The organism is Citrobacter sp. wls717, from assembly GCF_005280955.1.
GTDB classification, from domain to species: Bacteria; Pseudomonadota; Gammaproteobacteria; order Enterobacterales; family Enterobacteriaceae; genus Citrobacter; species Citrobacter werkmanii.
This window is the reverse complement of the sequence record NZ_SZWW01000007.1, coordinates 151,661-178,423: the sequence shown is the minus strand read 5'-3', so window position 1 is coordinate 178,423 and position 26,763 is coordinate 151,661. Positions and strand designations below refer to the sequence as shown.

At 54.5% G+C, this 26,763-nt stretch carries 13 protein-coding genes; 7 read left to right on the top strand and 6 right to left on the bottom strand.

Features of this window, described 5'->3' with window-relative positions:
• The first annotated feature begins 621 nt into the window (after positions 1–621).
• The gene (locus FDX09_RS24035; protein WP_121529994.1) at positions 622–741 is read left to right on the top strand and encodes a SymE family type I addiction module toxin; all 120 of its coding nucleotides are present in this window, start codon (positions 622–624) and stop codon (positions 739–741) included.
• A 30-nt stretch (positions 742–771) separates the two neighbouring features.
• Here FDX09_RS24035 and FDX09_RS05550 read toward each other — a convergent pair whose 3' ends face one another.
• The 3 genes from FDX09_RS05550 to FDX09_RS05540 are packed head-to-tail and all read right to left on the bottom strand — an operon-like array spanning position 772 to position 14,481.
• Entirely contained in the window at positions 772–1,026 is a 255-nt protein-coding gene (locus FDX09_RS05550; RefSeq protein ID WP_085047669.1) for a MafI family immunity protein, read from the bottom strand.
• A 15-nt stretch (positions 1,027–1,041) separates the two neighbouring features.
• Complete coding sequence (locus FDX09_RS05545; protein ID WP_249359982.1) at positions 1,042–12,831, bottom strand: hemagglutinin repeat-containing protein; 11,790 nt, start codon at positions 12,829–12,831, stop codon at positions 1,042–1,044.
• 12 nt (positions 12,832–12,843) lie between these two features.
• Complete coding sequence (locus FDX09_RS05540) at positions 12,844–14,481, bottom strand: ShlB/FhaC/HecB family hemolysin secretion/activation protein (protein ID WP_249359987.1); 1,638 nt, start codon at positions 14,479–14,481, stop codon at positions 12,844–12,846.
• Positions 14,482–14,788: 307 nt separating this feature from the next.
• Between FDX09_RS05540 and FDX09_RS05535 the strand changes: the two genes are divergently transcribed.
• The gene (locus tag FDX09_RS05535) at positions 14,789–15,565 is read left to right on the top strand and encodes an MBL fold metallo-hydrolase (RefSeq protein WP_069323911.1); all 777 of its coding nucleotides are present in this window, start codon (positions 14,789–14,791) and stop codon (positions 15,563–15,565) included.
• An 18-nt stretch (positions 15,566–15,583) separates the two neighbouring features.
• Positions 15,584–16,534 carry a helix-turn-helix domain-containing protein gene (locus FDX09_RS05530; protein ID WP_121528655.1) on the top strand — a complete coding sequence of 317 codons (951 nt, stop codon included), beginning with the start codon at positions 15,584–15,586 and terminating at the stop codon, positions 16,532–16,534.
• Here FDX09_RS05530 and FDX09_RS05525 read toward each other — a convergent pair.
• Positions 16,531–17,136, bottom strand: coding sequence for a class I SAM-dependent methyltransferase (locus FDX09_RS05525; RefSeq protein WP_137346902.1), 606 nt, complete (start codon positions 17,134–17,136; stop codon positions 16,531–16,533). The genes FDX09_RS05530 and FDX09_RS05525 overlap by 4 nt on opposite strands.
• A 155-nt stretch (positions 17,137–17,291) precedes the next feature.
• Here FDX09_RS05525 and FDX09_RS05520 point away from each other — a divergent pair, with 155 nt between their 5' ends.
• From FDX09_RS05520 to FDX09_RS05505, 4 genes are all read left to right on the top strand, one after another.
• Positions 17,292–18,383, top strand: a complete 1,092-nt coding sequence (locus FDX09_RS05520; RefSeq protein ID WP_137347007.1) for a LacI family DNA-binding transcriptional regulator — start codon at positions 17,292–17,294, stop codon at positions 18,381–18,383.
• A 121-nt stretch (positions 18,384–18,504) separates the two neighbouring features.
• Positions 18,505–21,582, top strand: a complete 3,078-nt coding sequence (locus FDX09_RS05515; RefSeq protein WP_137346901.1) for a beta-galactosidase — start codon at positions 18,505–18,507, stop codon at positions 21,580–21,582.
• A gap of 57 nt (positions 21,583–21,639) precedes the next feature.
• Positions 21,640–22,893 (top strand): MFS transporter, encoded by a 1,254-nt coding sequence (locus FDX09_RS05510; RefSeq protein ID WP_069323906.1) that lies wholly within the window; start codon positions 21,640–21,642, stop codon positions 22,891–22,893.
• Positions 22,894–23,048: 155 nt separating this feature from the next.
• Complete coding sequence (locus tag FDX09_RS05505; RefSeq protein WP_137346900.1) at positions 23,049–23,321, top strand: YceK/YidQ family lipoprotein; 273 nt, start codon at positions 23,049–23,051, stop codon at positions 23,319–23,321.
• 46 nt (positions 23,322–23,367) lie between these two features.
• On the opposite strand, the gene prpE is transcribed toward FDX09_RS05505, so the two are convergent.
• Together prpE and FDX09_RS05495 are read right to left on the bottom strand one after the other, a co-directional pair.
• A complete protein-coding gene (gene prpE / locus FDX09_RS05500) occupies positions 23,368–25,254 on the bottom strand; it encodes a propionate--CoA ligase (RefSeq protein ID WP_042310270.1) in 1,887 nt (628 codons plus the stop codon).
• A 40-nt stretch (positions 25,255–25,294) separates the two neighbouring features.
• Positions 25,295–26,746, bottom strand: a complete 1,452-nt coding sequence (locus FDX09_RS05495; RefSeq protein ID WP_042310272.1) for a bifunctional 2-methylcitrate dehydratase/aconitate hydratase — start codon at positions 26,744–26,746, stop codon at positions 25,295–25,297.
• Positions 26,747–26,763 lie beyond the last annotated feature (17 nt).

Sequence of the window (26,763 nt, the reverse complement as noted above, 5' to 3'; positions counted from 1 at the left end):
TAGGTTAAATAGTGTAGTAGCAAAGGGGCACAAACACCTTTATTCCGCTTAATACATGACAACTTACAAGAAGCTGATTATCGCTGACACAAATTTTATGCCAGAACCCGCCGTTGCCCAGGCATATTCAGGTGTTTCACCAGATGCCCCGTAAAACCACGAGTTACTACGCAAAAAACCGCTTTCCCCCGGCACAGTATGCTGACAGGTACGGCAAGTAGTCACCTGCGAACGTAATCAGCGCAGGGCAGTTCCGCCTTCACCCAGCTTTTCCCTGACCTGATTTTTCAGGGATTCAGCAGCCCGTTTCGCCGCTTCTCGGGCCTTATCACCGCTGAGTGAGTTATTCTCAACAACAACTCTTTCCGATGCAGGTTGCTGCGATAGACTCGGTTTTTTCCTGTTATTTCAATTTGTTGATAACAATTTTTGTCTATTGTACTTTCTCCCCAGGATTTTTTTGCGCTGTTAAGCGTTTTCGGGGTCACAGGCGCTACCGCCCCTCTGCAACAGAGTTGAACGAGCATGGCTGAACGGCAAGTCCAGCACACAACAGCACGCCACCACAACCGCCGCCTTAGAGCCGTAGGCGCATTATTACAGGGTTAGTTATCGACTCCGCTGCCGCAGTTTACCCTCAAGGGCCGCTGGCTGAAGACGCTAACCTTCTATACCGGACTGACAGTAGTGGTCACTGCCGAGAAGGGGGAGCTGGCTATTGAGCCGCAGCAGAAGGTCTAAAAATCCCGGCTTTTGATGGCCGGGATTTGCTTAACCAACTAATTTTTTTAAATATTTAAACGGTGGTTCACTTATATCTAACTTCATCTCTTCGATAAGTTGAGTTATTAACTCATACTCATTTTCAGTTATGGTGATGTCATACTCGCTTATATGGTCGCAAAGAATCTCAAAAGCAAGAGGCTCCTCGTCATATTGAATATAATCTAAAGCGCCATCAATTAAATCCGGATCTAATCGATCTTCAAGCAACTTTCCTAATTGACTGATTTTTAAACCAAACATTTAATAAATCCCTTCCTATTTTTTTATTGGTTTCGATGCCGGAGGTACAGGTTTATTATCGGGAAAGGCTGTAACAATTTTCCCTGTAGCCGGTTGATAAACAACACGAATACGGACACCATCTCTGACTTCATATGCGACCCATTTGGCAGGATCGCCCTTAGCGGTATACATACCACCGGTTCCTGTCTGAGCAAACCATTTGGTATCAGGCGACGTTGCTATATCACCTATCTCATGTACAACTTTGTCAGCTGACCAGTCTTTTGGATAAACCGTTTTCCCAGGGTTTCCGGGATAGAGATGACCACCACTAGTTGGACTATCGCCAAACAAAATATGTTGTTTAGCTTCTGGAGACAAAATGTCAACATACTTTTGATTGGAAGCAGATAAACCAAGATCGGTGCTTTTCGCGACGGTAAAAAATGCTTTAGCCGCCACATATTGCATTAATTTTGCTTCGCTGGTTGGAACTCCACTGGATATTATCTCAGCAGCTTTTTGAGGCGTCATTTGCTCATTTGAGAGAACAATATCTAACGGAACCCCGAAGAAGTTCCCCCATGCAGACAGTAAGCCTTTAACAGGATCTTGTCCTTCCGGCGTCTGTCCTTGGGCATTTTTCACTAAGGCCGCCGTAATTTCATCAGGAGAAGCTCCAGCCCGAATCATTGACCCTCCCAGCGATCCCTGAGAGTTGATAACATCCGTCAACCCTTTTGGCAGATTCTCCCAGCCACTGAGCGAGTTATTCTCAACTGCATTTTTCCCGGCCTGCGCACCTGCTGCGGCTGATGACGTACTGTCTCCTGCCAGACCACCGGCCATCCCTGCTGATATCGTTGCCAGCGCGCTGATGGTCTGCTTCTGATCCTCACGCAGTTGCGACAGGTCCTTCACATCAGGATACAGCATACCTGCAATCGCCCGGGCCGCAAGTTCACCCGTTGCCGCACCCGCTGCACCCGCTGCCGCGCTGTTACCCTGCATCGCAGCCGCTGCGCCGCCCAGTATCGCGTGGGCAATGACATTTACCGCAGTATTGCCCTCTGTCGATTTAAGCAGATTCGCCAGCTCTGGTGCCGATGCCCCCGCCAGCGCGGCCCCCACATCACCGCCAGCCAGCCCCTGAAGCGCCGCCGTTGCCGCCTGAATTCCCCGCTGAATATCGCTGCCCGTGCCATACTTCGCCAGTTCTTCCTTGTACTTCGGTGTATCTTTCAGCTTATCCGCTGGCAGATTTGGATTGTCCCTCCGCGCCTCTTTGAGCGCAATAATCTCTCCCTGGGTCCTGGCGATATCGGCTGCCTGACCGCCAATGTCGCTGATGAGTCCCACCGCTTTCAGCCGGTTCTGCTCTTTCTCCTTGTCGAAAATCGGGCTGATGCTGCCGTTGGCGTGTTCCGTATCACGGCTCAGATTCGCCACGTCCTGCTTCTGACCGGCTTTATCACGGATAGTTATGGTGCCGTCTGCCACCGCCGCCTGCGTCGTGCCTTCCGCGTGGCCACTGTTGCCAGCGGCTGAAATCATTCCACCCGGCATGTTACCTTTAAACTGATCGCCGCCAAAAGCCCCGCCGCCGCTCAGGCTGGCTCCTGAATGACTGACCTTAAAGTCTGCTTCGTTGTGAATGTCCCTGAACCCCAGCGTTCCGGTATCAAGGCTGTTTTTATCCCCTGGCGCCGTCGAGGCGATTACCGTACCGTCCAGTTGTGTGTGACGTCCCACCACCACATCAAATCCGCCATCGCCAGCAAAAAGCCCGGTCTGCTCCTGCACCGAGTCATAAGTGCTTTTCATCTTGTCCTGGCTGGCACTGATATAGCCCGAACCGGTCATGCTGCCGAAGGTAAAACTGCCGCCTGCTGCTACGCTGTTCTGTTTCGATTTATAGTCGTTGCTGTCCTGCTGGCTACTCATCCACAGGTCGCGACCAATATTCGCCACCACTTTATCGCCGCTGACCTGCGCGCCATTCAGAATGGCATCACGACCACTGGCCATCGATACCGTGCCACCGCTATCAAGCGTGGTCTCAGCCCATGATGTACCGTTACCCTTCTCATGCCCTTTCGCCGCATTCACATTAGCGAAGACGCCAATACCATAGCCATTAGCCCCCCCGCCAATACTGACGCCCACACCACCACCGCTGCTACTGTTTTTCCCGGCCGTCTGCTGGGTGTTTGCCACTCCGCTCAGTACGATATCGTTCGCTGCCGCCAGCGTGGTACCCCCACCCGCCTTCAACTGGCTTGCGCCAATCAGAATATCGCCGCTGTTTCCGCTCTGACCTTTACCCGTCGCCACAATAGCCAGGTCGTTACCTGCATTCAGGGTGCTGCCTGCCACAGTATCACTCCAGGCATGCTGCTCAGATTTTGATTTCTGGGAAGTCAGGGAAATGCTAACGCCTATACCGTTATTCGGATCGCCACCGGCCTGAGCAACTGCAACACCCTGCGCCGCCTGCACGCCGGAAAGCGCCGCCTTCGTAGCCTTCAGCGCTGCAAGCCGGTCATCACTCTCATCTTTCACATCCTGCGCGGTTTGTACTGCACTGTTTATCGCAGCACCAGCAGCCCCCGACAGCGCCACCGTCAGTCCACTGGTTTTCTGCTCAAACTTCTCATCACGGGTGCGTTTATCATGACCCGGTTCAATAAGTACGCTGTCGCCGCGAACAGCAATATCTTTCTGGGCGATGATATCCGCGCCGCCGAGATGTGCCTGCTGGCCCGCGGTGATACTGACGTTGCCCCCCGTTGAGCCGACAGTACTGAAGCTCTCGCTTTGGGTGGTGCCTTGTTCACGCAGATCATGCGTCGTTTTACTGCTACCGATAGTGAAACCGATCCCGCCCGACCCCATCAGACCGCTCTTTTTAGTCTCTTTAAAGCGCCATGAAGTATCGGTATTGGTGGCAGCAACGATATCCACATTGTTGCCAGCTCCCAGCGCCACATTGCCGTCACCGGCAACGGCTGAGCCCTGTACCAGAATGTTATTCCCGGCGGCGACCGTCACATTGTTCCCACTCAGCAGCGCGCCTTTTTCCCGCGTAGCGCTGTCTTCTTCAATCGTATGGGTAGTCTTTTTACTGAGGAATCCTTTTTTGGTTTTCGTGGTTTCCTGGTAGTGATAATCGCTCTCTGTGGCGGTCGTGAGATTCACATCCCGGCCTGCCGTTACGCCGATATCGCCCTGCGCCGTAACATCCGCTGCCTGTGCGTTTACATCACGCCCGGCAATAATGACGGCGTCGCCGCCGCTGGCAATTTCCGTTCCCTGCTGGCGTACGGCGTCATTGACCACGGTTTTCTTCTTCGCACGATAACTGTCGCCGTCTGTCGTTGCTTCAGCCAGCAGGTTGACATCTCGCCCGGCCAGCAGACCGACATCATTCTCCGCAGCCAGCCCGGCCGCATGGGAATTAATATCCTGACCCGCTTTCAACAGCAGATTGTCACCCGCCGAAACGGTGGTACGGGAAAGCCCGGTGCTGTGCGATTCACTGCCGCCGTTACGGCTACTTTGCTGAGTGGTGCCCGCATTCAGATTAAGATCGTTACCCGCTGTAAGCTGAGCATTCCCCCCCGCGTTAACATCGCTGGCGGTGACGTTGAGGTTATTTCCGGCATTGATACCGAGCTTACCGCCCGAACTGATGGTGCTACCCTGCCAGTCCACTGACGAACGCCCCGTCTCTGTTATCCAGCGTCCGGAGTGGCTCCGGGCATCGTTAATCTGGTTGGCATTTACCGCAATATCTCCCCACGCATCCATCAGCAATGAACCGCCTGCAGAGAGATTCGCGCCAGTAACGGTGATATCTTTACCTGCCGAGAGCGACAATCCATCCTGCGCGGTAATGGATGCCACAGACCCCAGCAACGTATCTTTAAAGCTCACATTGCGGTATTTATCCCTGGCACTCACATCAATCTGTTCCGCCAGCGTCAGGTTATTGATGTTGCCGCCCAGACTTTCCAGCGCCACCGTTTTTCCGCTGATGGCGGAGCTGACGTTATTGATATCACCCATCGCGCTCAGGTCGAGATTGCCCCCGGCCTGCATCAGACTATTGTTAAGGTTATTAATACTGTTTTGGCTGTCGAGGGTGAGATCGTTTCTCGCCAACAGCGTACTGCCGGAGTTGGTGATATTCCCGCTGGTCAACTGAACATTATTCCCGGCAATGACGCTACCGTTGTTTACGGTGATATCTTTCGGCGAGAGATACAGCTTCGGTATCATTACCGTTTCACCGTTGACGGTCGCGGCTTCCCACCACAGCATGCTGTGCTCAAGGGACGCGATTTGATCGGCCGTCAGCGCCACCCCAAATGTCAGTCCCAGCGACTGCTGGGTACTGGCAGCGCTATCCATCAGATAACGCATCTGGTCAAGGTCAGAACCAATACCGTTGATGTATCGACTTCCCGTCTTATTCAGCATGGCGTTACTGACATAGCGGGTATCGAACGCCGCATCACCGAGGAAACGGTAGTCATATTCTGGGTTCAGTTTGAGACGATCGAGCATATAGGCCGACCCAAGGAACTGGTTTTGATCGGTATACGCAATATTGGTTTCACGCGGCGCTTCGCCAGGTTTGATACCCAGCATCGCATTCAAATCACCAAACAGGCTGGGATCGAGCTGACCAAGACCGTTCAGTTTCGGGTTAACGTTGATCAGGTACGGGCTTTTCGGATCGTCAGAGACGACGAAATACCCGTTCTTTCCGGAAGGCAACGGATACGCGCTGGTATCCACCGTTTTGCCCTGATTTTGCCCGGCAGTATTCACGCCCTTCTCGCCTGGGTTAATCAGGCCATTGAGTTGGCCGAGGCTGGCGTTACCTTTCTGCGTGGTAGAAACAGGGTTGAGCGTAGAATCTGATACGCCGCCGCTTTCCAGCGCGCCTCCGCCGTTAATCTGCTGCAATGCGTCATGCAGTCGATCGTTCCACTGAGGGGAACTGACGCTCACCGTGTCATTGCCTGCCAACGCCTGCTTTTGCACCCCATTACTGATGGTTTGGTTGCTGAGGGTGTTGAGGGTTGGGGTAACGATGGTATTGCTAACCCGTCCACCACCAGAGGTTGCGTTTTCGTTGCCAATAGAAGTAGTAAACCTGGCGTTTACATTACCGCCCGCCTGAATCACCGAACGGTACGTTTCTCCCCCTTCCTGAACCCGGTCATGCCCTTCCAGGGTAAATGTTATTGTGCGTTCTTTAGGAAGCACAATAGTTTCACCTTTACTGTTTCTCCCCTCGTTATAACGCGGAGGTAAAACATCAACGTTATCTACAGCAAACTGTTTATTGGAGTATTTCTCTGGAGAATAGGTATAAACCAGATAATCAGTAAGCGTCCCGGACTGCCAGCTCTGGTTATTGAATGTGCTTCCTGAAAGGTCAATATTATTATTTGCCAGAATAGTACTGGCTGCGTTATCCAGCGCGTTTGCGCCAATTGACAGATTTCGCCCTGATGAAATACGAGCTGCGCCGCCAGAGCTGGAAACCTCTGTTTTTAGCTGGCTGGAAATGAATTTCTGCGTCGCCGTGTCTTTAAACGGTGCGTAGTAATACTGGTAATAATGACGAATATTACAGGAGGCATTCGCACTACAGGAGCTGGTTTGTACCTCATAGGAGTAACCATTAACGCCATAGGTACCTTCTGCCATCTGACTGATATCTATCGCAACAGTCGCATTACCTATCCCTGGAATATTGTTTGCTCCAGCTATTTGTGTCTGGTTTGTTTTCAACCCATCTCGCTGGTTCAGCAGATGTCCTGTTTTTATCGTGATATCACCGTTCTGGGTTTCGATATTGCCGGAGGTGTTGACCACTTCGCTGTTGGCATTGCCCGCAGAATCTCGTTGCATCCACAGATTGTTGCCCGCGAGGATATCGCCGCGCTGGTTGGTGATGGTGTTAGCATAAAGCGCCAGATTATTTGCCGCGTACAACAGCGCCGTATTGACGATGGCGCCCGGTGCATTGAGCGTCAGAGAGCCACGCGTTCCGGTGAAACCAGCGACTGAAATATTACCGCGACTGGTCAGCGTAATATCGCCACCGCCCTGTAACGTTCCGGCGGCATTGAGCGCCACGCTGTCGCCGCTAAGATAACTGACGCCGCTGCCAGTTGTAATTTGCCCGTTATTGCTGAGCTGTCCGCCCGCCGTCAGGTTGAGCGATTGCCCCTGAAGCACGCTACGGTTGTCGATAGCGCCATCGCTGGTAATGGTCAGTGTTTTACCCGCGGCAAAAGCGCTTTGCGCAGTAAAACCATTCACCAGCTTCAGCGTCAGATTACCCAGCGCAACCACCTGTCCCAACGCACCCAGCCCGCGACTTTCAACGAACAGGTCGCCGCCGCTGAACAGTTTCCCTGCCGCATTCTGATTAACTTCGCTGGCATTCACACTCAGTTGCGAGTTGCCTAACAGCGTACCGTTATTCGTCAGTTGCGCGTATTTCACCGCCAGTTGACCGGCCTGCGCGGTTCCCTGGTTGGTAAACCGGGTCCCTGCAAGCGTGGCGCTGTCGGCCAGCCAGTTACCGTCATTGGTGGCCGTTGCCGCATTCAGAATGAGGTTTGTCGCCTGTAACCAGCCTGCGCCGGAATATTCTGCCGTCGTCAGAGTCATTCCCGCGCCAGAAAGCAGTTTGCCGTCATTGAGCGCGCGTGTTGTGGCGTTAAGATGGGTCTCTCCACCGCCCTGCATTAAACCGTAGTTGGACAGCACTGGCGTAGAAAGCGAAAGCCCCTGGCGGCTGACAATCTCCCCGGAAGCCTGGTTTATCAAACCACCGCTCAGCGACAGCGTTGCGCCATTATCCCCTTGTAGTCGTCCGCTGTTGGTCAATGCGCCGGTCGTCATGCCCAACGTCGCACCCTGAATTTTTCCATCGTTGGTGACTGACGCCGCAGTCAGATCCAACGCGCCGCCGCTCAGCATACTGCCCGCTTTCTGCTGCCTGACCGCGCCGTTCATGGCAAGCGTGAGCGCATTTACGCCGCTAATCGCCGCGCTGTTATCAAGGGTTGCCCCCTTCAGCGTAAGATTTTTCGCCGTCCATTGCCCCGAGTTAGTCAGAGAAAGCGCCTGTAGCGTCGCGTTACCAAGGGCGGTAATTTTGCTGCCGGCCGCAGAAGTCAGGTTATTTGCGAGCGTAAGCTGCAGGGCGTCGGCGCTTTGTATTGCCCCGTTGTTTGTCAGCGTTTGCGCACTGAGCAGAACGGACTGTCCCTGCCACGTGCCATTGTTCGTCACATCGCCAGAAGTGAGCTTCAGCGCTCCCTGCGTCAGCAGTGAACCACCTGCTGCGTTAATCAATTCCTGTTGCGGTGAAGCCATCGCCATTCGCGCCATCAGACGCTGACGAGCCTCCAGCGTCAGGCTTTGCAGGCCGGTCAGCGTGCCCTGATTGTGGATCCGGTTTTGCTGCAAGGTCAGTGTATTTCCCTGTACCGCGCCACTGTTATCGAACTGTGCGCCGTCGAGCGTTACGTCGCTCTCGCTGAGCAGCCTTCCACTGTTATCAAGCTGCTGCGCGGTTAGTGACATTCCACCATGGCTCATCACATCGCCTGATGTGGTAAGGCCGTTGTTTACAGTAGCCGTCAGATTACCCAGGCTTATCAGCGATCCTTTGTGCAGCCAGTTATCAGCGGTCAGCGTGAGCTGCTGCCCCTGCAGCGTTCCTTGCGTCGTTATATTGCCAGCATCAAAGGTCAACGCGCCGCCGCTCAGCGTACGGGAGGTTATCCCCGTCGTGAGTACATCGCCAGACAGCGCAAGCCCGTTCGTCCCCTGCCACAGGCCTGAATTGTTTAACGTCGAGGCAGCAAGAGTCAGCCTGTCACCGGCAATACGTCCGGCACTGTTGATATCATCAGCCGTAAGCGTCAGTGCGCCGCCACTTTGAATGTGTCCGGGGTTGGTAAGTCGCCCGGATAGCCTGCCTTCCAGGCCATGTAAACCGTTAAGCACGCCGCTGTTATTCAGCGAGTCGGCAGTAAATGTCAGGGTATTTCCCTGCAGTACGCCGGCGTTTTCCATCGCACCGGTATGCACCAACAGCGCATTACCGGCCAGCCATTTACCTGTGGTATCCGTGGTGAAGGTATTCGCAGAAACCGAGGTACTGTCGTTGCCCTGCACCCGTCCGCTGTTACGGATTGATTTTCCATCCAGAGCGACACTTGTCGCCGCCAGCGTACCGCGGTTATCCAGGGATGCAGTATTCATCGACGCCCCCTGTTTCGCCACCAGGCTCCCCTGATTTTCAACCGAGTTTGCCAGCGTCAGGTTCAGGGAGTCGGCCTGAATATCACCTGCGTTAATTAATGTGCTGCCGCGCAGCGTGAAGCCGGTATTCGCCAGCAGCAGACCGTGGTTTTCCAGTGAGTCGAGGCCTAAATCCAGCCCCGCGCCGCTGACCAGTTGCCCCTGCTGACCATTGAACAGATTGCGGGTGGTGAGCTGTAGCGCCGAATTACCCTGCACAATGCCGTTATTCATAAGCTCCGGCACGGAAATACTCAGGGATTTTGCTGCAATCGTGTTGTCGTTAAACAACTGCGCCGCAGCCAGCTCGAACAGGTTGAGACTGCGCAGCGATCCCTGGTTATCCAGTCGCCCGTTAGCCTGAATTTTCAGGCTATCCAGTGCCTGAACGCTGCCGCTATTGTGCAGGTTATCCAGTCTGATCGCCGCCGTACGGCCCTCCAGTTGGCCATCATTTTCGAAACGTTTTCCGCTAAGCTGTAGATCTTCACCGCTGGTCACCTGCCCACCCGCAAGGTTAGTGAAGCGACTGCCATCCCAGGCGAGCGCCTGATCCCCCTGCAGGATCCCACTGTTGCTGAGATCGCCGTGTAATGCCAGCACCTTCGCCGCCAGCATTCCGCTGTTATTCGCACTGGCGGCATGCAGTGTCATACCCTGTTGACTGAGTACCTTGCCCTGGTTAGTGAACGCGTCGTGTACTGTCGCCGTTACCCCCGTTTCACCCAGCGCATTACCGCTGTTTTGCCACGTATTTGCTTCCAGATTCAGCGTGCCGCCCTGCAGCAAGCCGGTGTTGTGCAGAGTCTGATTCTTCAGGCTCAATTCCCCCACCGACAACACATTCCCGTCGTTTTTCACGTCCTGGCTGTTCAGCGCGAGCATTTCGGCGGCCATGAGTCCGAGGTTATCTGTCTGCTGTCCGTTAACAGACAATGACGTGTCCGCCAGCAGGCGCCCCGCGGCTTCGTTTTTTACCGTCGCATATTCACTTTGCAGATTAACGCCGTTAATTTCTCCGCCGTTAACCAACTGGCGACCATGGAGATGCAATGAACCGTCGCTGGTAATCAGCCCATGGTTGGTCAGATACGGTATATCCAGCGCCAGAGAATGCCTGGCATAGAGCGTGCCGCCGCTCAGGTTATCTAACTTATCAATCTGCAGGTCCATTGCCGCGTTGCCCTGCATCAGACCACTATTCACAACATGCTGACTGTGGAGAGTTAGCGTGTCGGCTATCAGAGAGCCGCCGCTGGTCAGCAGCTCAGGTGCAATAATCGAGATGCGTTCAGCGCTGGCGCTGCCGTTATGAGTCAGCGTCGCCGCGCTGAGCGTCAGGGTGTCTGCCAACAGTTCGCCATGGTTATCAACTGACTGCTGCGCGCTGAAACCAACGCGTGCCCCGGTGGATTTTCCGCCATGACTGAGCCGGTCAGCCGTCACATCCAGCGAACCTTTTGCCGCCTGTACGCCGTCCAGCGTCACGCTGTTGCCGGTAATCGCAAGGTCCAGACCGCTCTGTAAATGGCCATCTTTGCCGGTAGTCAGCTGCTTTGCGCCGACGTTAAGCGCACCGGCGGCATTAACCTGACCGTTCAGGTTAAGGTTTTGCGTAACGTTTAACTGTATGTTTTGTTGCCCGGCGATCAACGAATCTTTCGCGGCGGTGAGATTTTCAGCATTGAGCGTTACCCCCTGGTTGCCAGAAAGGACGCCATATTGTTCAACTGACGCGGCCTGCACCGTTAGAGTGCCATCAGAGAGCAACTTTCCACTATTACGCAGCGTGGCATCAGCCCGGATATCCGCATCGTTTTTCGCGCTCAGGATCCCCTGCTGGTTCAGCGCTGCCGTCTGTACTGAAAGCTGGCTGCCGCTCGCCAGCGTGCCCATATTATCCAGCGAGCCGCTGCGGACCGATACGCTGTTACCCTGCATCAGACCTGTGTTGCTAAGGCTGCTGACAGAAGCATCAAGACTGCCGTTTGCCGCCAGTTGACCACCATTAACGAGGTGGTCACCAGAGAGAGATAAAGCATCTCCCGCATTGACCTGTCCCTGGTTGTTCATTTCGCTACCGGTCAGGCTTAATGCGCCTTTCGCATCGGCCCGACTGGCGTTATCCAGTGCTATGCGCTGCGCCTTCAGCGTTAATCCATTACCTGCTGAGAGCAATCCCCCTTTCGCCGACAGATAGCCCTTACTGTTAAGGCTAACATCAGCATCACTACCCAGCGTGGAACGGGTCAGCGTCAGTCCATTAGTACCCTCGACATCCAGTTTTTCTTTACTGGTCAGGCTGCCGTCGGTGACTGTCAGCGAGCCGTCACTGCGCAGTGAGGTGTTTTTCTGGCTAACCAGAGTGGTTGCAGCAACGGCTACATCCTGTTTAGCAGCCACCTGCAACTCGCCAGCTGCGGCAATCCCACCACCATCGATCGTCACCTTGCCATCGCTACCCAACTGCACGTTTGCGCCGCTGGAGAGATTTGCATCCTGTAGCGCTAACGCTCCGGTGCTGTTGATGGCCATCCCGCTCCCGGTCTTATGGCTGCCGGTCAACGTGACGCCTTCGCCCCTGGCGGAAAGGCCACCATTTGCCAGACTGTTGCCGATCGTTAATTTCCCGTTAGCATTGAGGGTGATATCACCCTGACGGGCATTCAGATTCCCGAGGTTGACCCCCAGCCCTTTCTCGCTGGAGACCAAATGAATTCGATTAGCATACATGCCGCCTAACGCGCCGGTATCTACCGCGATTTTCGGTGCTTCTCCTTCGCCATTCAGCGGGCTCGTCTGGCCATTCGCCGCAACGCGATTCGCCCCAGCGATAACTGTCAAATCTTTGGCGTGTAGCGCAGCATTGATTTCCGTGGCGCGGGCAATAATCGACACTGCATCGCTCTGGCTACCATCCAGCCCCTTACCTTCGATGGTAATACTGCCCTTGCTTACCTCCAGCGACTGCAGGTTGCCATTGGCGTCCAACACAGGTTTACCGGTGGTCAGGGTGGCGTTAGGCGTGTTGATAAATCCACAACCATTACAGGTAATGCCATAGGGGTTAGCGACCATGACGTTGGCGGCTTTCCCCGCGACTTCGGTATAGCCCTGCAGTTGTGAACGGTTAGCGCCGGTAACTTCGTTGATGATCCCTGAAGCTTCCTTTCCTGGCTGTAGGTTTGGGTTATTCTGGATAATGCCGCCAAGCTGGGTTTGGGTAAATTGCCCGGTCGCGTTGTTAAGGATCAGCCCCTCTTTTCCCACGTTGTAGTCGTTATATTTATTGTGTGAAATCCCGGACTGGTTCGGTGTGGCAATATTCACCACCGGAACACCATTGGCGGCTTTATCTATCTGCGTATTGCCTTCAGGCGTGATGACGGCAGCCATCGCCGGGAGCAGTGGTTGGGTAGCCAGCAGAAAACTTAACATGCCGCTTAGCAAACGCTGGGAAAAACGAACCTGATCCTTTTTCATCACCCTTGTTCCTTAAAATGCCACCGCAACGCGGTAATACACATTGAGATGATCCGGGGCTAGCCAGTCCGGATAGTTAACTGGCGTTCCTACGGTAAACTGAGAGGAGAACCAGCGCCCTGAGCTGGTTAATCCCAGCGCAGCCCCCCACAACGTGCCGGAGGCATACCTGTCAGCGCTATCCTGTTTCAGCCAGCCGCCGTCGAATGCCGCCATCGCGCCAATCTGTCCGAATACCGGCAACGTAAACAGCGAATAATTCACTTCGTTGCGCCAGTAGCCGCCGTTATCTCCAGAAATGTATTGTTCTTTAAAACCGCGAACTGAGGTTTCTCCGCCCAGCGTCAGGCGTTCACTGCCGTAGAGTCGGTCCACAGACCATTGAAAATAGACGCTGCTGAGCCACCACACTCTTTCTGCCAACGGGCGCTGAAAACTGCCATTGACGCTCCATTTGCGAAATTCCGCCCTTGGCACATCCCCTTGTTTATCGTTGTCATCCTCTGCGCCAAACCACGGCACGCCCTGGGTGAATGAAGGGTTAAACGTCGCAACGCCAGAAGCAATTTTTTGCGTATGGTTGATACCCAGCGAAACACTGGAAAGCTTGCGGCTACTGGTTTCCAGCAGGACATCATTCAATCTGTTACGGTTAATTCGATGCGTGAGACCCAGCGATGCAGCGGTCTTGACATCACCATTGCGAAACAAAACCCAGGATCCGTTCAACCGATGGGTTTCGCTATCACCAGTGGAACGCCAGGCATAACCATTGTTATCAATAGTGCTGAGGTAGTTACTCCAGCTGTAGCTGTAATCAAGCAGTCCGTAGCCATAAGGAATACTCACGCCAGTAGCAAAGTTCTGCGCATCTTTGCTACTGGAAAAATCGCTGCTGCGTCCACCGCTGATAAACCATTTATCTGCCAGACCGAGCATATTATTGAAAAATAACGCGCCACTGAGTTGCCCGGTTCCGGTGCTCTTTTGCCCGCTGTTATCAAAACTTACTGAACCATTGAGTGGAAATTCTGGCGTGGCGGTGAGGTTAACTATTGAGAACCCCTGCTGACTGCCCGGCAAAATTTCAATTTCCACCGGCGTCTGGCGAACCCGATTCAACTGCTCCATCCCTTGTTCAATGTCACGCAGATTGAGAATTTTTCCTTCCATTCCGGGAAAGGTCATCAGCAGAGTGCGCGATGGGACGCCTTCCAGACGTATTTGCTGCAATTTCCCCTCAAGCACCGCGATATGCAGCACCCCGGAGGAGAGATCCTGTTCGGTTAAAAAGGCGCGACTGGTGATATAGCCTCGGCTGATATACCAGTCGGAAATTGCATTTGTCAGTTCCGTCAGACGGGGAATATCCAGGCATTGATTCACCCACGGCGCGATAAGCTTTGCCGAGGCAGCGGCGGACAACTTCGTTGCGCCGTCAATATCAATGCGCGAAATCATAAAACACGGCCCTTCAGCCCGGGCTGGTGTTTTCGGCGTTACGGTTACAGGCAACGTAACGCTACGCTCCAGCTCTTCACGCTGGCGCTGGTTTTCATTAAGTAGCTGCTGCTGTTGCTGCTGAATGGTATTACGATCCGCAGGAGAGAGTGGTGCGGCAGAAACAGTTGTGAAGGGTAAAATTAACATCCCAATCAGTAATGCCAACTTTCTTTCATCCCTGAACTTCACCCCACCCTCCAAAAAAGTACGAAAGCGAACTTGACTGCAAAGCACAGCCGACCATTTTAAAAAAGCACAAAATGTAAACAAAAGTAAAGACATTAAGTGCTGTTTCACTTCACTCCTATTGCATTTTAGGATTTCTTGTATTTTTAAATTAAATTATTCTTACTCTTTTGGCCCAATCCCATCGCTAGTCGCCCATTTGCCCACATTCAACTTATGCACAACACTCTACGATGACACCACTGACCCAACACGTGGAGCAAACACCATGAACATCACGCAAATCCGCAACGCCACGCAGCGCATCACCTTTGGCGGCAAAACCTTTCTAATCGATCCAATGCTGGCGGCAAAAAGTGCTTATCCGGGCTTTGCCGGAACGGCACGTGCGGAGATCCGCAACCCAACCGTCGATCTGCCCGTCGATATCGACACCCTGCTCAACGTTGACGCGCTGATCGTGACCCACCTGCATGAAGATCACTGGGATGAGGTTGCAGCACGCGTCGTGCCGAAAGACAAACCGATTTACGTGCAAAATGAGCAAGATGCGCAGGTACTGCGAGATCAGGGTTTCACACACCTGATCGTACTGACGCACAACACCACGCTGGGCGACATCATCCTGCGTAAAACCGGCGGCCAGCATGGCTCAGATCGCGCTTACGCCATCCCGCAAATGGCGGAACGTTTAGGCGATGCCTGCGGGGTAATCTTTCAGCATCCGGCGGAAAAAACGCTGTATCTGGTTGGAGACACTATCTGGCGTGACGAAGTGGAAGCCAACATGCTGACTTTCCAACCGGACGTGGTGATTTTGAACGCCGGTTTTGCCCACGTTATCGGTTTTGGCCCAATTATTATGGGTGCAGAAGATGTACTAAAAACCCACTTCACCCTTCCCAACGCACAAATTGTGGCCACGCATATGGAGGCGATAAACCACTGTTTGTTGACCCGCGCCGCGCTGAAGTCATACGCCAGCGACAACCAGATTGCGCAATGCGTCAACGTGCCGGAAGATGGTGAAACCCTGACGTTTTAATATCCGCAGAGGAATCGTATGCAGCCGCTTACCGTCGCTATTGTCGCCGTGGAAGATTTCAGCCCGTTTCACTTCTCGGTGCCGTGCATCATTTTCAGTGACAAAGTAGCGGCGAAAAAGCGCTTCGACGTGCAATTGTGCGCCGAACAGCCCGGTATTGTTTCCTCGCAGGACGGTTTCTCGATTAACGCAGCTCATGGCTATGAAGCGGTGGAGGCTGCCGACATCGTGGTAATCCCTTACTGGGGCACTACCGCACATCGCCCGCCGCAAGGGTTGCTTGATGCGCTCAACCACGCCCGACAAAACGGCGCGCAAATTGTCGGGCTGTGTCTGGGCGCATTTGTCCTCGGCTATGCCGGTCTGTTGGATGGCAAACGGGCTGCCACGCACTGGGAGTTCGAGCAGGATTTTCAGGCCCGCTTCCCGGCGGCGCGTCTGGATATCAACGCTCTGTATGTGGATGACGACGGTATTATTACCTCAGCAGGCACTGCCGCCGCGCTGGATTGCTGTTTGTACGTGATCCGCCAACGTTTTGGCAGCACGGCAGCGAATCAGATTGCGCGGCGGATGATTGTGCCGCCGCATCGCGAAGGTGGTCAGGCACAATTTATCGAACAGCCGGTGGCGAAAAATACCCAGGATCAGCGCATAAATGCCCTGCTTGATTATTTACGCCTGCATATCCACGAGCAGCATAGTATCGATGCGCTGGCGCAGCGGCTGATGATGAGCCGTCGCACGTTAACCCGTCACTTTATGAAAGCCACCGGATCGAGCGTGGCAGAGTGGTTGATTGTCGAGCGTCTTCGCCGCAGCCAGGCGTTACTGGAGTCCAGTCAGTTGCCCGTTGAACGCATCGCCGAACAGGTCGGTTTTCAGTCGCCTGTCACCTGGCGTCAGCATTTTAAATCTCATTTCGGCGTCAGCCCCGCCGAATGGCGCAAAACCTTTCGCGGCATTTAGCTTTTTTTCGCCAGCCACACCGTGTGCCCTGCGCATTCCGGATCTTCCATCACCATCTCGACCACCGCAAAGCCATGCGCTGACAACAATGCGCGGTATTCGTCCGGCGCGAGGCTGGCGTGAAATAGCGGCTCGCCTTCAAATTGCCCCATCGCAATGCCGTTCCCGGTACCGCTGGTAAACATCAGCGCGCTGCCGGGATGGCTAAGCCGGTCAAAGATCGGGAACATCTTTCGTTGGTCTTGCTGGGTTAAATGGAAAAAGCTGTCCCACGCAATCAGGCCGTCGAACGTCTCGTTAAGCACCAACTCCCGCATATCTTGCTCCAGCCAGCGCTGCGCGGGAAAGGATTGCCGGGCGCGGACCAGCATCGCTGCGGAACCATCAATCCCTGTGAGTTGAAAACCTTGCTGGATAAAATACCCGGCAATCGGCTGACCATTCCCGCAGCCAATATCCACAATGCTGCCCTGCCCGCCCATCACGGTGATGAACTTATCCAGCCAGCTTTTCTCGAACAGGGCGCGTGAGCGCTGGCTGGCAAAGGCATCCGCATGGCGTCGGTAGATGGACAGAATGTTGTTTGCCGCAACGTCGCTCACGATGTCCTCGCTTTTTTATTCTGTTAATAATCACGACGATAAATCCTCCGCTGCCAGAGACGCAACCCTGGAATGCGCCTCGCAGAACCCATGCGCAAATCCCCCAAAACTGTTCCGCTGTGGCATCATAGCGCGTAGAAAACATCATGACAGGGGTGATAAACGTGAAACCGGTAACGCTATACGATGTGGCAGACCATGCAGGAGTCTCTTACCAGACCGTCTCGCGCGTCGTAAATCAGGCCAGCCACGTTTCTGCAAAAACCCGACAGAAAGTTGAGGCCGCGATGGCGGAACTCAATTACATCCCTAACCGCGTCGCACAGCAACTGGCAGGTAAACAGACGTCGCTGATTGGCGTCGTGACGGCGAATCTTGCCCTGCACGCCCCTTCACAAATCGTTGCCGCCATAAAATCCCGCGCCGACCAGTCCGGTGCCAGCGTGGTGATCGCCATGGTCGAGCGCAGCGGCGTTGAAGCATGCAAAGCCGCGGTCCACAACCTGCTTTCCCAACGCGTAACCGGACTTATCATTAACTATCCGCTGGATGAAGAAGACGCCATTGCCGTGGCTGCCGCCTGCGGTACGGTGCCGGTGTTGTTTCTCGATGTCTCTGACCAGACGCCCATTAACAGCGTGATTTTCTCCCATGATGACGGCGCACGCCTTGGCGTTGAACATCTGGTACAGCACGGACATCAGCGTATCGCCCTGCTGAGCGGGCCGCACACTTCGGTTTCGGCAGGGCTTCGGCATGCGGGGTGGCATAAATATCTGGCGTACTACCAGTTGCAACCCGTCGCGGAGCTGGAAGGCGACTGGAGCGCGATGTCTGGTTTTCAACAAACACTGCAACTGCTCAATAGCGGTAATCTCCCCACCGCTATGCTGGTTGCTAACGATCAAATGGCGCTGGGCGCGATGCGGGCAATCAGCGAGTTCGGCCTGCGGGTGGCGATGGATATCTCGGTGATCGGCTACGATGACACAGAAGACAGCGCCTGCTACATTCCACCGCTAACCACCATCAGGCAGGATTTTCCATTATTGGGTGAAACCAGCGTCGACAGGCTGCTGCAACATCCCCATGGCGAATCAACCGTGGGCAACCAACTGCTGCCCGTAACCCTGGTGAAGCGCAAAACGGTTCTGCCTCCCGATACGCAAACCACCTCTCCCCAGGCGCTGGCGGATTCACTCATCCAGCTTGCGCGGCAAGTTTCTCAGCTCACACCTAAAATGTGAACGCATAACAATTATGTGAGTCAGTTCACTCATTAAACGCCCTATCCTTTACAGCCGGGAGCGCTTATCCGTATTTTGATTGAAATTGTGAGCGAATAACAAATTCAAACAGGATACCGTTATGAACCTGAACACAGATTCACTCTCCGCTGTTCTGGCCCGCCGCGACTGGGAAAATCCCGGCGTCACGCAGCTCAACCGCCTGGAGGCGCACCCACCTTTCTGTAGCTGGCGCTCAGCAGATGATGCGCGAACTAATCAGCGCTCAACTCAGTTACGCTCGCTGAATGGCCAGTGGCAATTCGCGTGGTTTCCCGCGCCGGAGGCTGTGCCGGAAAGCTGGCTGACAAGCGATCTGCCACAGGCTGACACTATCAACGTCCCCTCTAACTGGCAGATGGACGGTTACGACGCGCCAATTTATACCAACGTCACCTACCCGATTCCGGTTAATCCCCCGTACGTTCCGGCACAGAACCCAACGGGATGTTACTCGCTCACATTTAATATCGAAGACGCATGGTTAGATGAAGGTCAGACGCGCATTATTTTTGACGGCGTCAATTCCGCATTTCATCTGTGGTGCAACGGTCGCTGGGTCGGCTACGGTCAGGACAGTCGTCTGCCGTCTGAATTCGATCTGAGCGATTATCTGCTGCGCGGCGAAAACCGCCTGGCCGTGATGGTGCTGCGATGGAGCGACGGCAGCTATCTGGAAGACCAGGATATGTGGCGCATGAGCGGTATCTTTCGCGACATATCTTTGCTGCATAAGCCCACTACGCAAATCAGTGACCTGCGCATTAACACCCGTTTTAACGATGACTTCAGCCGCGCCGTGCTGGAAGCGGAAGTCAGAGTGGCGGGCAACGCGAGCGAAGATTTACGCGTTACCCTGCAATTGTGGGAAGCTGAAACGCTGACTGACGAAACGACCTCCCTACTCGGCGGCGAGATTATTGATGAACGCGGCGCTTATCATGACCGGGTTAGCCTGCGACTGAACGTCGAAAAGCCAGCGCTGTGGAGTGCCGAAACGCCCAATCTGTACCGTGCCGTTGTGCAGTTACATACCGCGGATGGAGTGCTGATTGAAGCAGAAGCCTGTGACGTCGGCTTTCGTCAGATTGATATCAAAAACGGCCTACTACTGTTAAACGGTAAGCCGCTGTTGATTCGCGGCACCAACCGTCATGAGCACCATCCGGTCAACGGTCAGGTGATGGACGAGGCGACGATGGTGCAGGACATTCTGCTGATGAAGCAGAACAACTTTAATGCCGTGCGCTGCTCCCATTACCCGAACCATCCGTTGTGGTACACCCTGTGCGATCGCTACGGCCTGTACGTGGTCGACGAAGCCAATATCGAAACCCACGGCATGGTGCCAATGAATCGCCTGAGCGACGATCCCACATGGTTGCCTGCCATGAGCCAGCGCGTGACGCGCATGGTGCAGCGCGATCGCAACCATCCGAGCATTATCATCTGGTCGCTGGGCAATGAATCCGGTCATGGCGTCAATCACGACGCGCTGTATCGCTGGATAAAATCAGAGGATCCGTCACGCCCGGTACAGTACGAAGGCGGCGGCGCGAATACCGCGGCGACCGACATTATTTGCCCGATGTACGCCCGCGTCGATCAGGATCAGCCCTTCCCGGCGGTACCTAAATGGTCGATTAAAAAGTGGCTGTCGATGCCCGGCGAGCAGCGTCCACTCATTCTCTGTGAATATGCCCATGCGATGGGCAATAGTTTCGGCGGCTTCGCCAAATACTGGCAGGCATTTCGTCAGTATCCGCGACTGCAGGGCGGGTTTGTCTGGGACTGGGTGGATCAATCGCTGATTAAACACGATGATAATGGCAAGGCATGGTCAGCCTACGGTGGCGACTTTGGCGACACGCCTAACGATCGTCAATTTTGCATGAACGGACTGGTGTTCGCCGATCGCACCCCGCATCCGGCGTTATACGAGGCCAAACATGAACAGCAGTTTTTCCAGTTTACGTTACTGCCGGGCGCTGAACGCCAGATTGAAGTGACCAGCGAATATCTGTTCCGCCGCAGCGATAACGAAGTTCTGCACTGGTCGATTGCCCAGGACGGCAACCCGCTGGCCGCCGGACAAATCGTTCTGGATATTGCCCCGCAGGGCCGCCAGGTGATTACCCTGCCAGATTGCCCGATGCCGGAAACCGCAGGCCAACTGTGGCTGTCGGTGCGCGTGGAACAGCCTCGCGCCACCGCCTGGTCAGACGCCGGGCACATCAGCGCCTGGCAGCAGTGGAAGCTGGAAGAGAAACTCAGCCTGGCGCGGCAGCCAACTGTCCGCACCGCGCCACAGCTCAACGTTAGCGAAAACAGCTTTACTGTGGAGAACGACAACAAGCGTTGGCAATTCGACCGTCGGTCTGGCCTGCTGACACAATACTGGCTTGATGATACAGCCCAGTTGTTATCCCCACTGACCGACCAGTTCACCCGCGCGCCGCTGGACAACGACATCGGCGTCAGCGAGTCAACCCGCATTGACCCGAATGCCTGGGTTGAACGCTGGAAGGCCGCCGGTCATTATCAGGTTGCAGCAACGTTACTGCACTGTGCTGCCGACGCGCTCAGCAACGCAGTACTGATTACCACCGAACATGCGTGGCAGTATCAGGGTGAAACGCTGTTTATCAGCCGTAAATCGTATCGTATCAACGGTCATGGCGAGATGCTGGTAACGGTGGATGTCGATGTTGCCAGCGGCACGCCGCATCCGGCGCGTATTGGCCTGAGCTGCCAGTTGTCGCAGGTTGCCGAGCGTGTGAACTGGTTAGGTCTCGGCCCACATGAGAACTACCCGGATCGCCTGAGCGCCGCCTGTTTTGACCGTTGGGATCTGTCACTCGATGAGATGTACACCCCGTATGTTTTCCCGAGCGAAAACGGTCTGCGCTGCGGCACGCGCGAACTGCGATACGGCACGCATCAATGGCGTGGCGACTTCCTGTTCAACATCAGCCGCTTTAGCCAACAGCAACTAATGGAAACCAGCCACCGTCATCTGCTGCAACCGGAGGCGGGTACCTGGCTCAATATTGATGGCTTCCATATGGGCGTCGGCGGCGATGATTCATGGAGTCCTTCCGTGTCGCCGGAGTTTTTGTTGAGTGCCGGACGTTATCACTACCAGGTTATCTGGGGTTAAACATAATAATAATGGGCAGGTTATGACCTGCCCTTATTTTTCCTGAGGAAGTCTGTCATGTATTATTTAAAAAACACTAACTTTTGGATGTTCGGCTTTTTCTTTTTCTTTTACTTTTTCATTATGGGTGCTTATTTCCCCTTCTTTCCGATCTGGTTACACGATGTGAACCATATCAGTAAAGGTGACACTGGGATCATTTTCGCCTGTATTTCACTGTTTTCATTATTATTTCAGCCTGTTTTCGGACTACTTTCCGATAAGCTTGGCCTGCGAAAACACCTGCTGTGGGTAATTACTGGAATGCTGGTAATGTTTGCCCCGTTCTTTATTTACGTTTTTGGCCCGCTATTACAGGTTAATATTTTACTGGGGTCGATTGTCGGCGGGATTTATCTTGGCTTTATTTACAATGCCGGCGCTCCGGCGATTGAAGCCTATATTGAAAAGGCCAGCCGCCGAAGCAAGTTTGAATTTGGTCGCGCACGCATGTTTGGCTGTGTGGGCTGGGCGCTGTGCGCCTCGATTGCAGGAATTATGTTCACCATCAATAACCAGTTTGTCTTCTGGTTAGGTTCTGGCTGTGCGGTCATTCTGGCATTGCTGCTGTTCTTTTCAAAAGCAGATGCCCCCTCTTCTGCAAAAGTCGCGGATGCGGTAGGCGCCAACAACTCAGCATTCAGCCTGAAGCTGGCGCTGGAATTATTCAAACAACCAAAACTCTGGTTTCTCTCCCTGTACGTGGTCGGCGTTTCCTGTACTTATGATGTGTTTGACCAGCAGTTCGCCAACTTCTTTACTTCGTTCTTTGCCACTGGCGAACAGGGCACCCGTGTGTTTGGCTACGTCACAACCATGGGGGAATTACTCAACGCCTCGATCATGTTCTTTGCTCCGCTGATCGTGAACCGCATCGGCGGAAAGAACGCCCTGCTGCTGGCCGGTACGATCATGTCGGTACGGATCATTGGTTCATCATTCGCCACCACGGCGCTGGAAGTCGTTATCCTCAAAACGCTGCATATGTTCGAGATACCGTTCCTGATTGTCGGTTGCTTCAAATACATCACCAGTCAGTTTGAAGTGCGTTTCTCGGCCACGATTTACCTGGTGTGTTTTTGTTTCTTCAAACAGCTGGCAATGATTTTCATGTCAGTTCTGGCCGGGAAAATGTATGAGAACATTGGTTTCCAGGGGGCTTATCTGGTGCTGGGGATAATTGCATTGAGCTTCACGCTGATCTCCGTATTTACCCTAAGTGGACCGGGGCCATTTTCCCTGCTGCGTCGTCGCGAAAGCGTCGCGCTGTAAAAGCCTCTTTGCCGGATGCACCACTCACGCGGTTTATCCGGCCTACAACGTGCAATTCTCACTCTGTGAGTCCTGACCCGGTGGTTTAAGTTTTGCGGACAAAAAGCCGCTTTTAACCTGCTATGGTAAACGAGACGGTAAACCCAGGTCACAGGATGAGCAGAAAGACGGTTGCGGTAATGGCGTTCTTGATCAGCGCATTACTTTCAGGATGTGGCAGCATTAATGCGCGCACGGAAGGCAAGGATTCGAATACCTATTATGTGGGTACGCACCACGACATGGCTAAACTTAAAAACCCAGGCGCTTACGATTACAATTATTTCGATTTAGCGCTGCTATTTGTCGATGTGCCGCTGTCTTTTGTGGCGGATACGGTCTATGCGCCGTTTGATTACTATCATGGACCGTATAAGAAAGTCGATTAAAATTCAGGCCCGGTAAGCATCGCGCCACCGGGCCAATGAATAACGGCTACTCCTCGATCGCCTGGCGAATTTGCTGCAGCGACGCCGGATCGTCAATGGTCGTCAGATCGCCGGGATCGCGGCCTTCACAGATTGCCTGGATGGTGCGACGCAGCATTTTACCGGAGCGCGTTTTCGGCAACTGCGACACAAACCAGACGTGTGCCGGACGGCCAAAATTACCAATCTGGCTGTCCACCAGCGCCATTATCGCCTTCTCTTCTGAATGCGCGATGTCACGGTCTTCCAGGCTATCGCTCTGCTTCGGAATGACAAATGCAACCGCCACCTGCCCTTTCAGTGCATCTTTCACGCCGACCACCGCCACTTCTGCGACGTTTGGATAGCTGGAAATACTCTCCTCTATCTCACGCGTACCCAGTCGATGTCCGGCGACGTTAATGACGTCATCCGTCCGACCGAGGATGAAGTAATAGCCGTCGGCATCGCGAATGCCCCAGTCAAAAGTGGCGTATACCTGACGAGAAAACAGCGACCAGTAGGTATTTACGAACCGTGTGTCATCGCCCCAGATGGTCTGAATACACCCTGGCGGCAGTGGCCCTTCAATCACCAGCATACCCTTCTCATTCGCTGCGCAGGGTTCGCCGGTGACCTCATTGAGCAACTGCACGTTATAGCCATACATCGGCACGCCAGGGCTGCCCAACCGCGACGGCCTGTCGTCCAGCCCACGGGCGATCGCCATAATTGGCCAGCCAGATTCGGTCTGCCAGTAATTATCGATAACCGGGACGCCCAGCGTTTCCGTTACCCAACTGGCGGTCGGTTCGTCCAGCGGTTCCCCGGCCAGATACAGCACCTCCAGCGAGGAGAGATCGTGATTGCGGATCTGCGCGGTCGGGAATTTCTTCAGTACGCGTATCGCCGTTGGCGCGGAGAACATCCGGCTAACCTGATACTTCTCAACAATCTTCCACCACACGCCGCAGTCCGGATACGTTGGCAGCCCTTCGTACACCACCGTCGCCATCCCCGCCAGCAGTGGGGCATACACGATATACGAATGCCCAACCACCCAGCCGATGTCCGACGCGCAGAAGAACACGCCGCCCGCTTTACCGCCGAAAATGGTATCCATCGTGGTTGCCAGCGCGACCGCATAGCCGCCAACGTCACGCTGGACGCCCTTCGGTTTACCGGTTGTCCCGGAGGTATAGAGAATGCAGGAGGTTTCATTCGATTCCAGCCACGTCACCGGCACCCGCGCGCCAAGATGCTGTTGGCGCAGCGCGGCAAAGTCGAGGTCGCGCCCCTCTACCCGCGCCATTTTCGCCAGACCGCGATCGACCAATACCACATGACGCGGCTGGTGCTGCGCCTGACTGATTGCATCATCGAGCAGCTTTTTATACGGCAGGATCTTGCCCCCGCGCGCGCCGGCATCCGCCGAAACGATAATCACCGGTTGGGCGTCGTCGATGCGTGCCGCCACGCTGTGCGAGGCAAAGCCACCGAACACTACCGAATGGATCGCCCCAATGCGCGCGCAGGCCAGCAGCGTAATGTGCGCCTCGGCGATCATCGGCATATAAACCAATACCCTGTCGCCGCGCTGTACGCCCAGAGACAACAACATTGCCGCCGCCACGTTCACTTCGTCGTACAGCTGACGAAAGGTAAAGGTACGCTCTTCTTCGGTTTCCGATGACACCGCAATCAGCGCCAGCGCCTCAGGCTGTTTCTCCACCCAGCGGTCGATGGCGTTATGACACAAATTGGTCTTGCCGCCGCAAAACCAGCGGGCAAACGGCGGGTTGCTGTGATCCAGCACCTGCGTATACGGCTGCTGCCAGTCAATGCGCTGGGCCTGCTCGGCCCAGAACGACTCCGGTTGCGTAATCGAACGTTGATAAAACTCGCTATAAGACATAATGCTCTCCTGTTGAACTTACGCCTTGCCGCTCGCAGGTTTAGATTACATAAAGGTCCATATACTCATTGACCGGCATCTGCTCCAGGCGGGCTCTGTCCAGGGAGACATCCAGAATGCGCTGCTGCTGACGGGTCGGGAACTGACGCGCCAGGTTGATTTTGAACTTCTCGACCAGCTTCGGCATACCGTCGTGGCGACGGCGCGCATGACCGATTGGGTACTCCACCACCACTTCTTCAAAACGTGAACCGTCGGTGAACTCGAGAGTGATGGCGTTAGCAATGGCGCGTTTTTCCGGGTCGTGATAATCGGCGGTAAAGGCCGGATCTTCGAAGCAGGTGATCTTCTCGCGCAGGGCATCAATGCGTTTGTCCTGCGCCACGCCGTCTTCGTAATCTGCCGCGGTTAAACGCCCAAACAGCAGCGGGATGGCGACCATATACTGGATGCAGTGATCGCGATCCGCTGGGTTATCCAGTGGGCCTTTTTTATCGATGATGCGGATACAGGCTTCGTGGGTGCGAATGGTCACTTTTTCGATATCCGCTGCCGTTTTACCCGCGGCCTGCAGTTGTTCATACAGCGTCATTGCCGCTTCTACCGCAGTCTGCGAGTGGAACTCAGCCGGGAAGGAGATTTTAAACAGCACGTTTTCCATCACGTAAGAGCCGTATGGACGCTGGAAGCGGAACGATTCCCCTTTGAAGGAGACGTCATAAAAGCCCCAGGTTTTCGCCGTCAGCGCAGACGGATATCCCATCTCGCCCGTTTTTGCCATCAACGCCAGACGTACTGCGCGGGAGGTCGCATCGCCTGCCGCCCAGGATTTACGCGTGCCGGTATTTGGCGCATGACGATAGGTACGCAGCGACTGGCCGTCGACCCACGCCAGCGAAACGGCGTTGAGGATTTCATCCCGGCTCAGCCCAAGCATCTCCGCGACCACCGCCGTGGAGGCGACTTTTACCAACAGAACGTGATCCAATCCAACGCGGTTAAAGGAGTTTTCCAGCGCGATACAGCCCTGAATTTCATGGGCTTTGATCATCCCGGTCAGCACTTTTTTCATGGTCAACGGCGCTTTCCCCGCCGCCACCGCGTTGCGTGACAGCCAGTCAGCCGTCGCCAGAATGCCGCCGAGGTTATCGGAAGGATGGCCCCATTCCGCGGCCAGCCACGTGTCGTTGAAGTCCAGCCAGCGGATCATCGCGCCGATGTTAAACGCCGCCTGCACCGGATCAAGCTGGAACTGGGTGCCCGGTACGCGAACGCCGTTCGGCACTACGGTCCCCGGCACCACCGGTCCTAACAGTTTTTTACAGGCCGGATATTCCAGCGCTTCCAGGCCACAGCCAAGGGTGTCGAGCAGGCAATAATGCGCGGTGTCGTACGCCACCTTTGAGGTGATCTCGTAATTCATAACGTAATCAACGATATCAACGATTTCACGGTCAAAGTCTGGGCGAACGTTCGAAATATGTGCGGACATAGGGTACAACTCCTGTT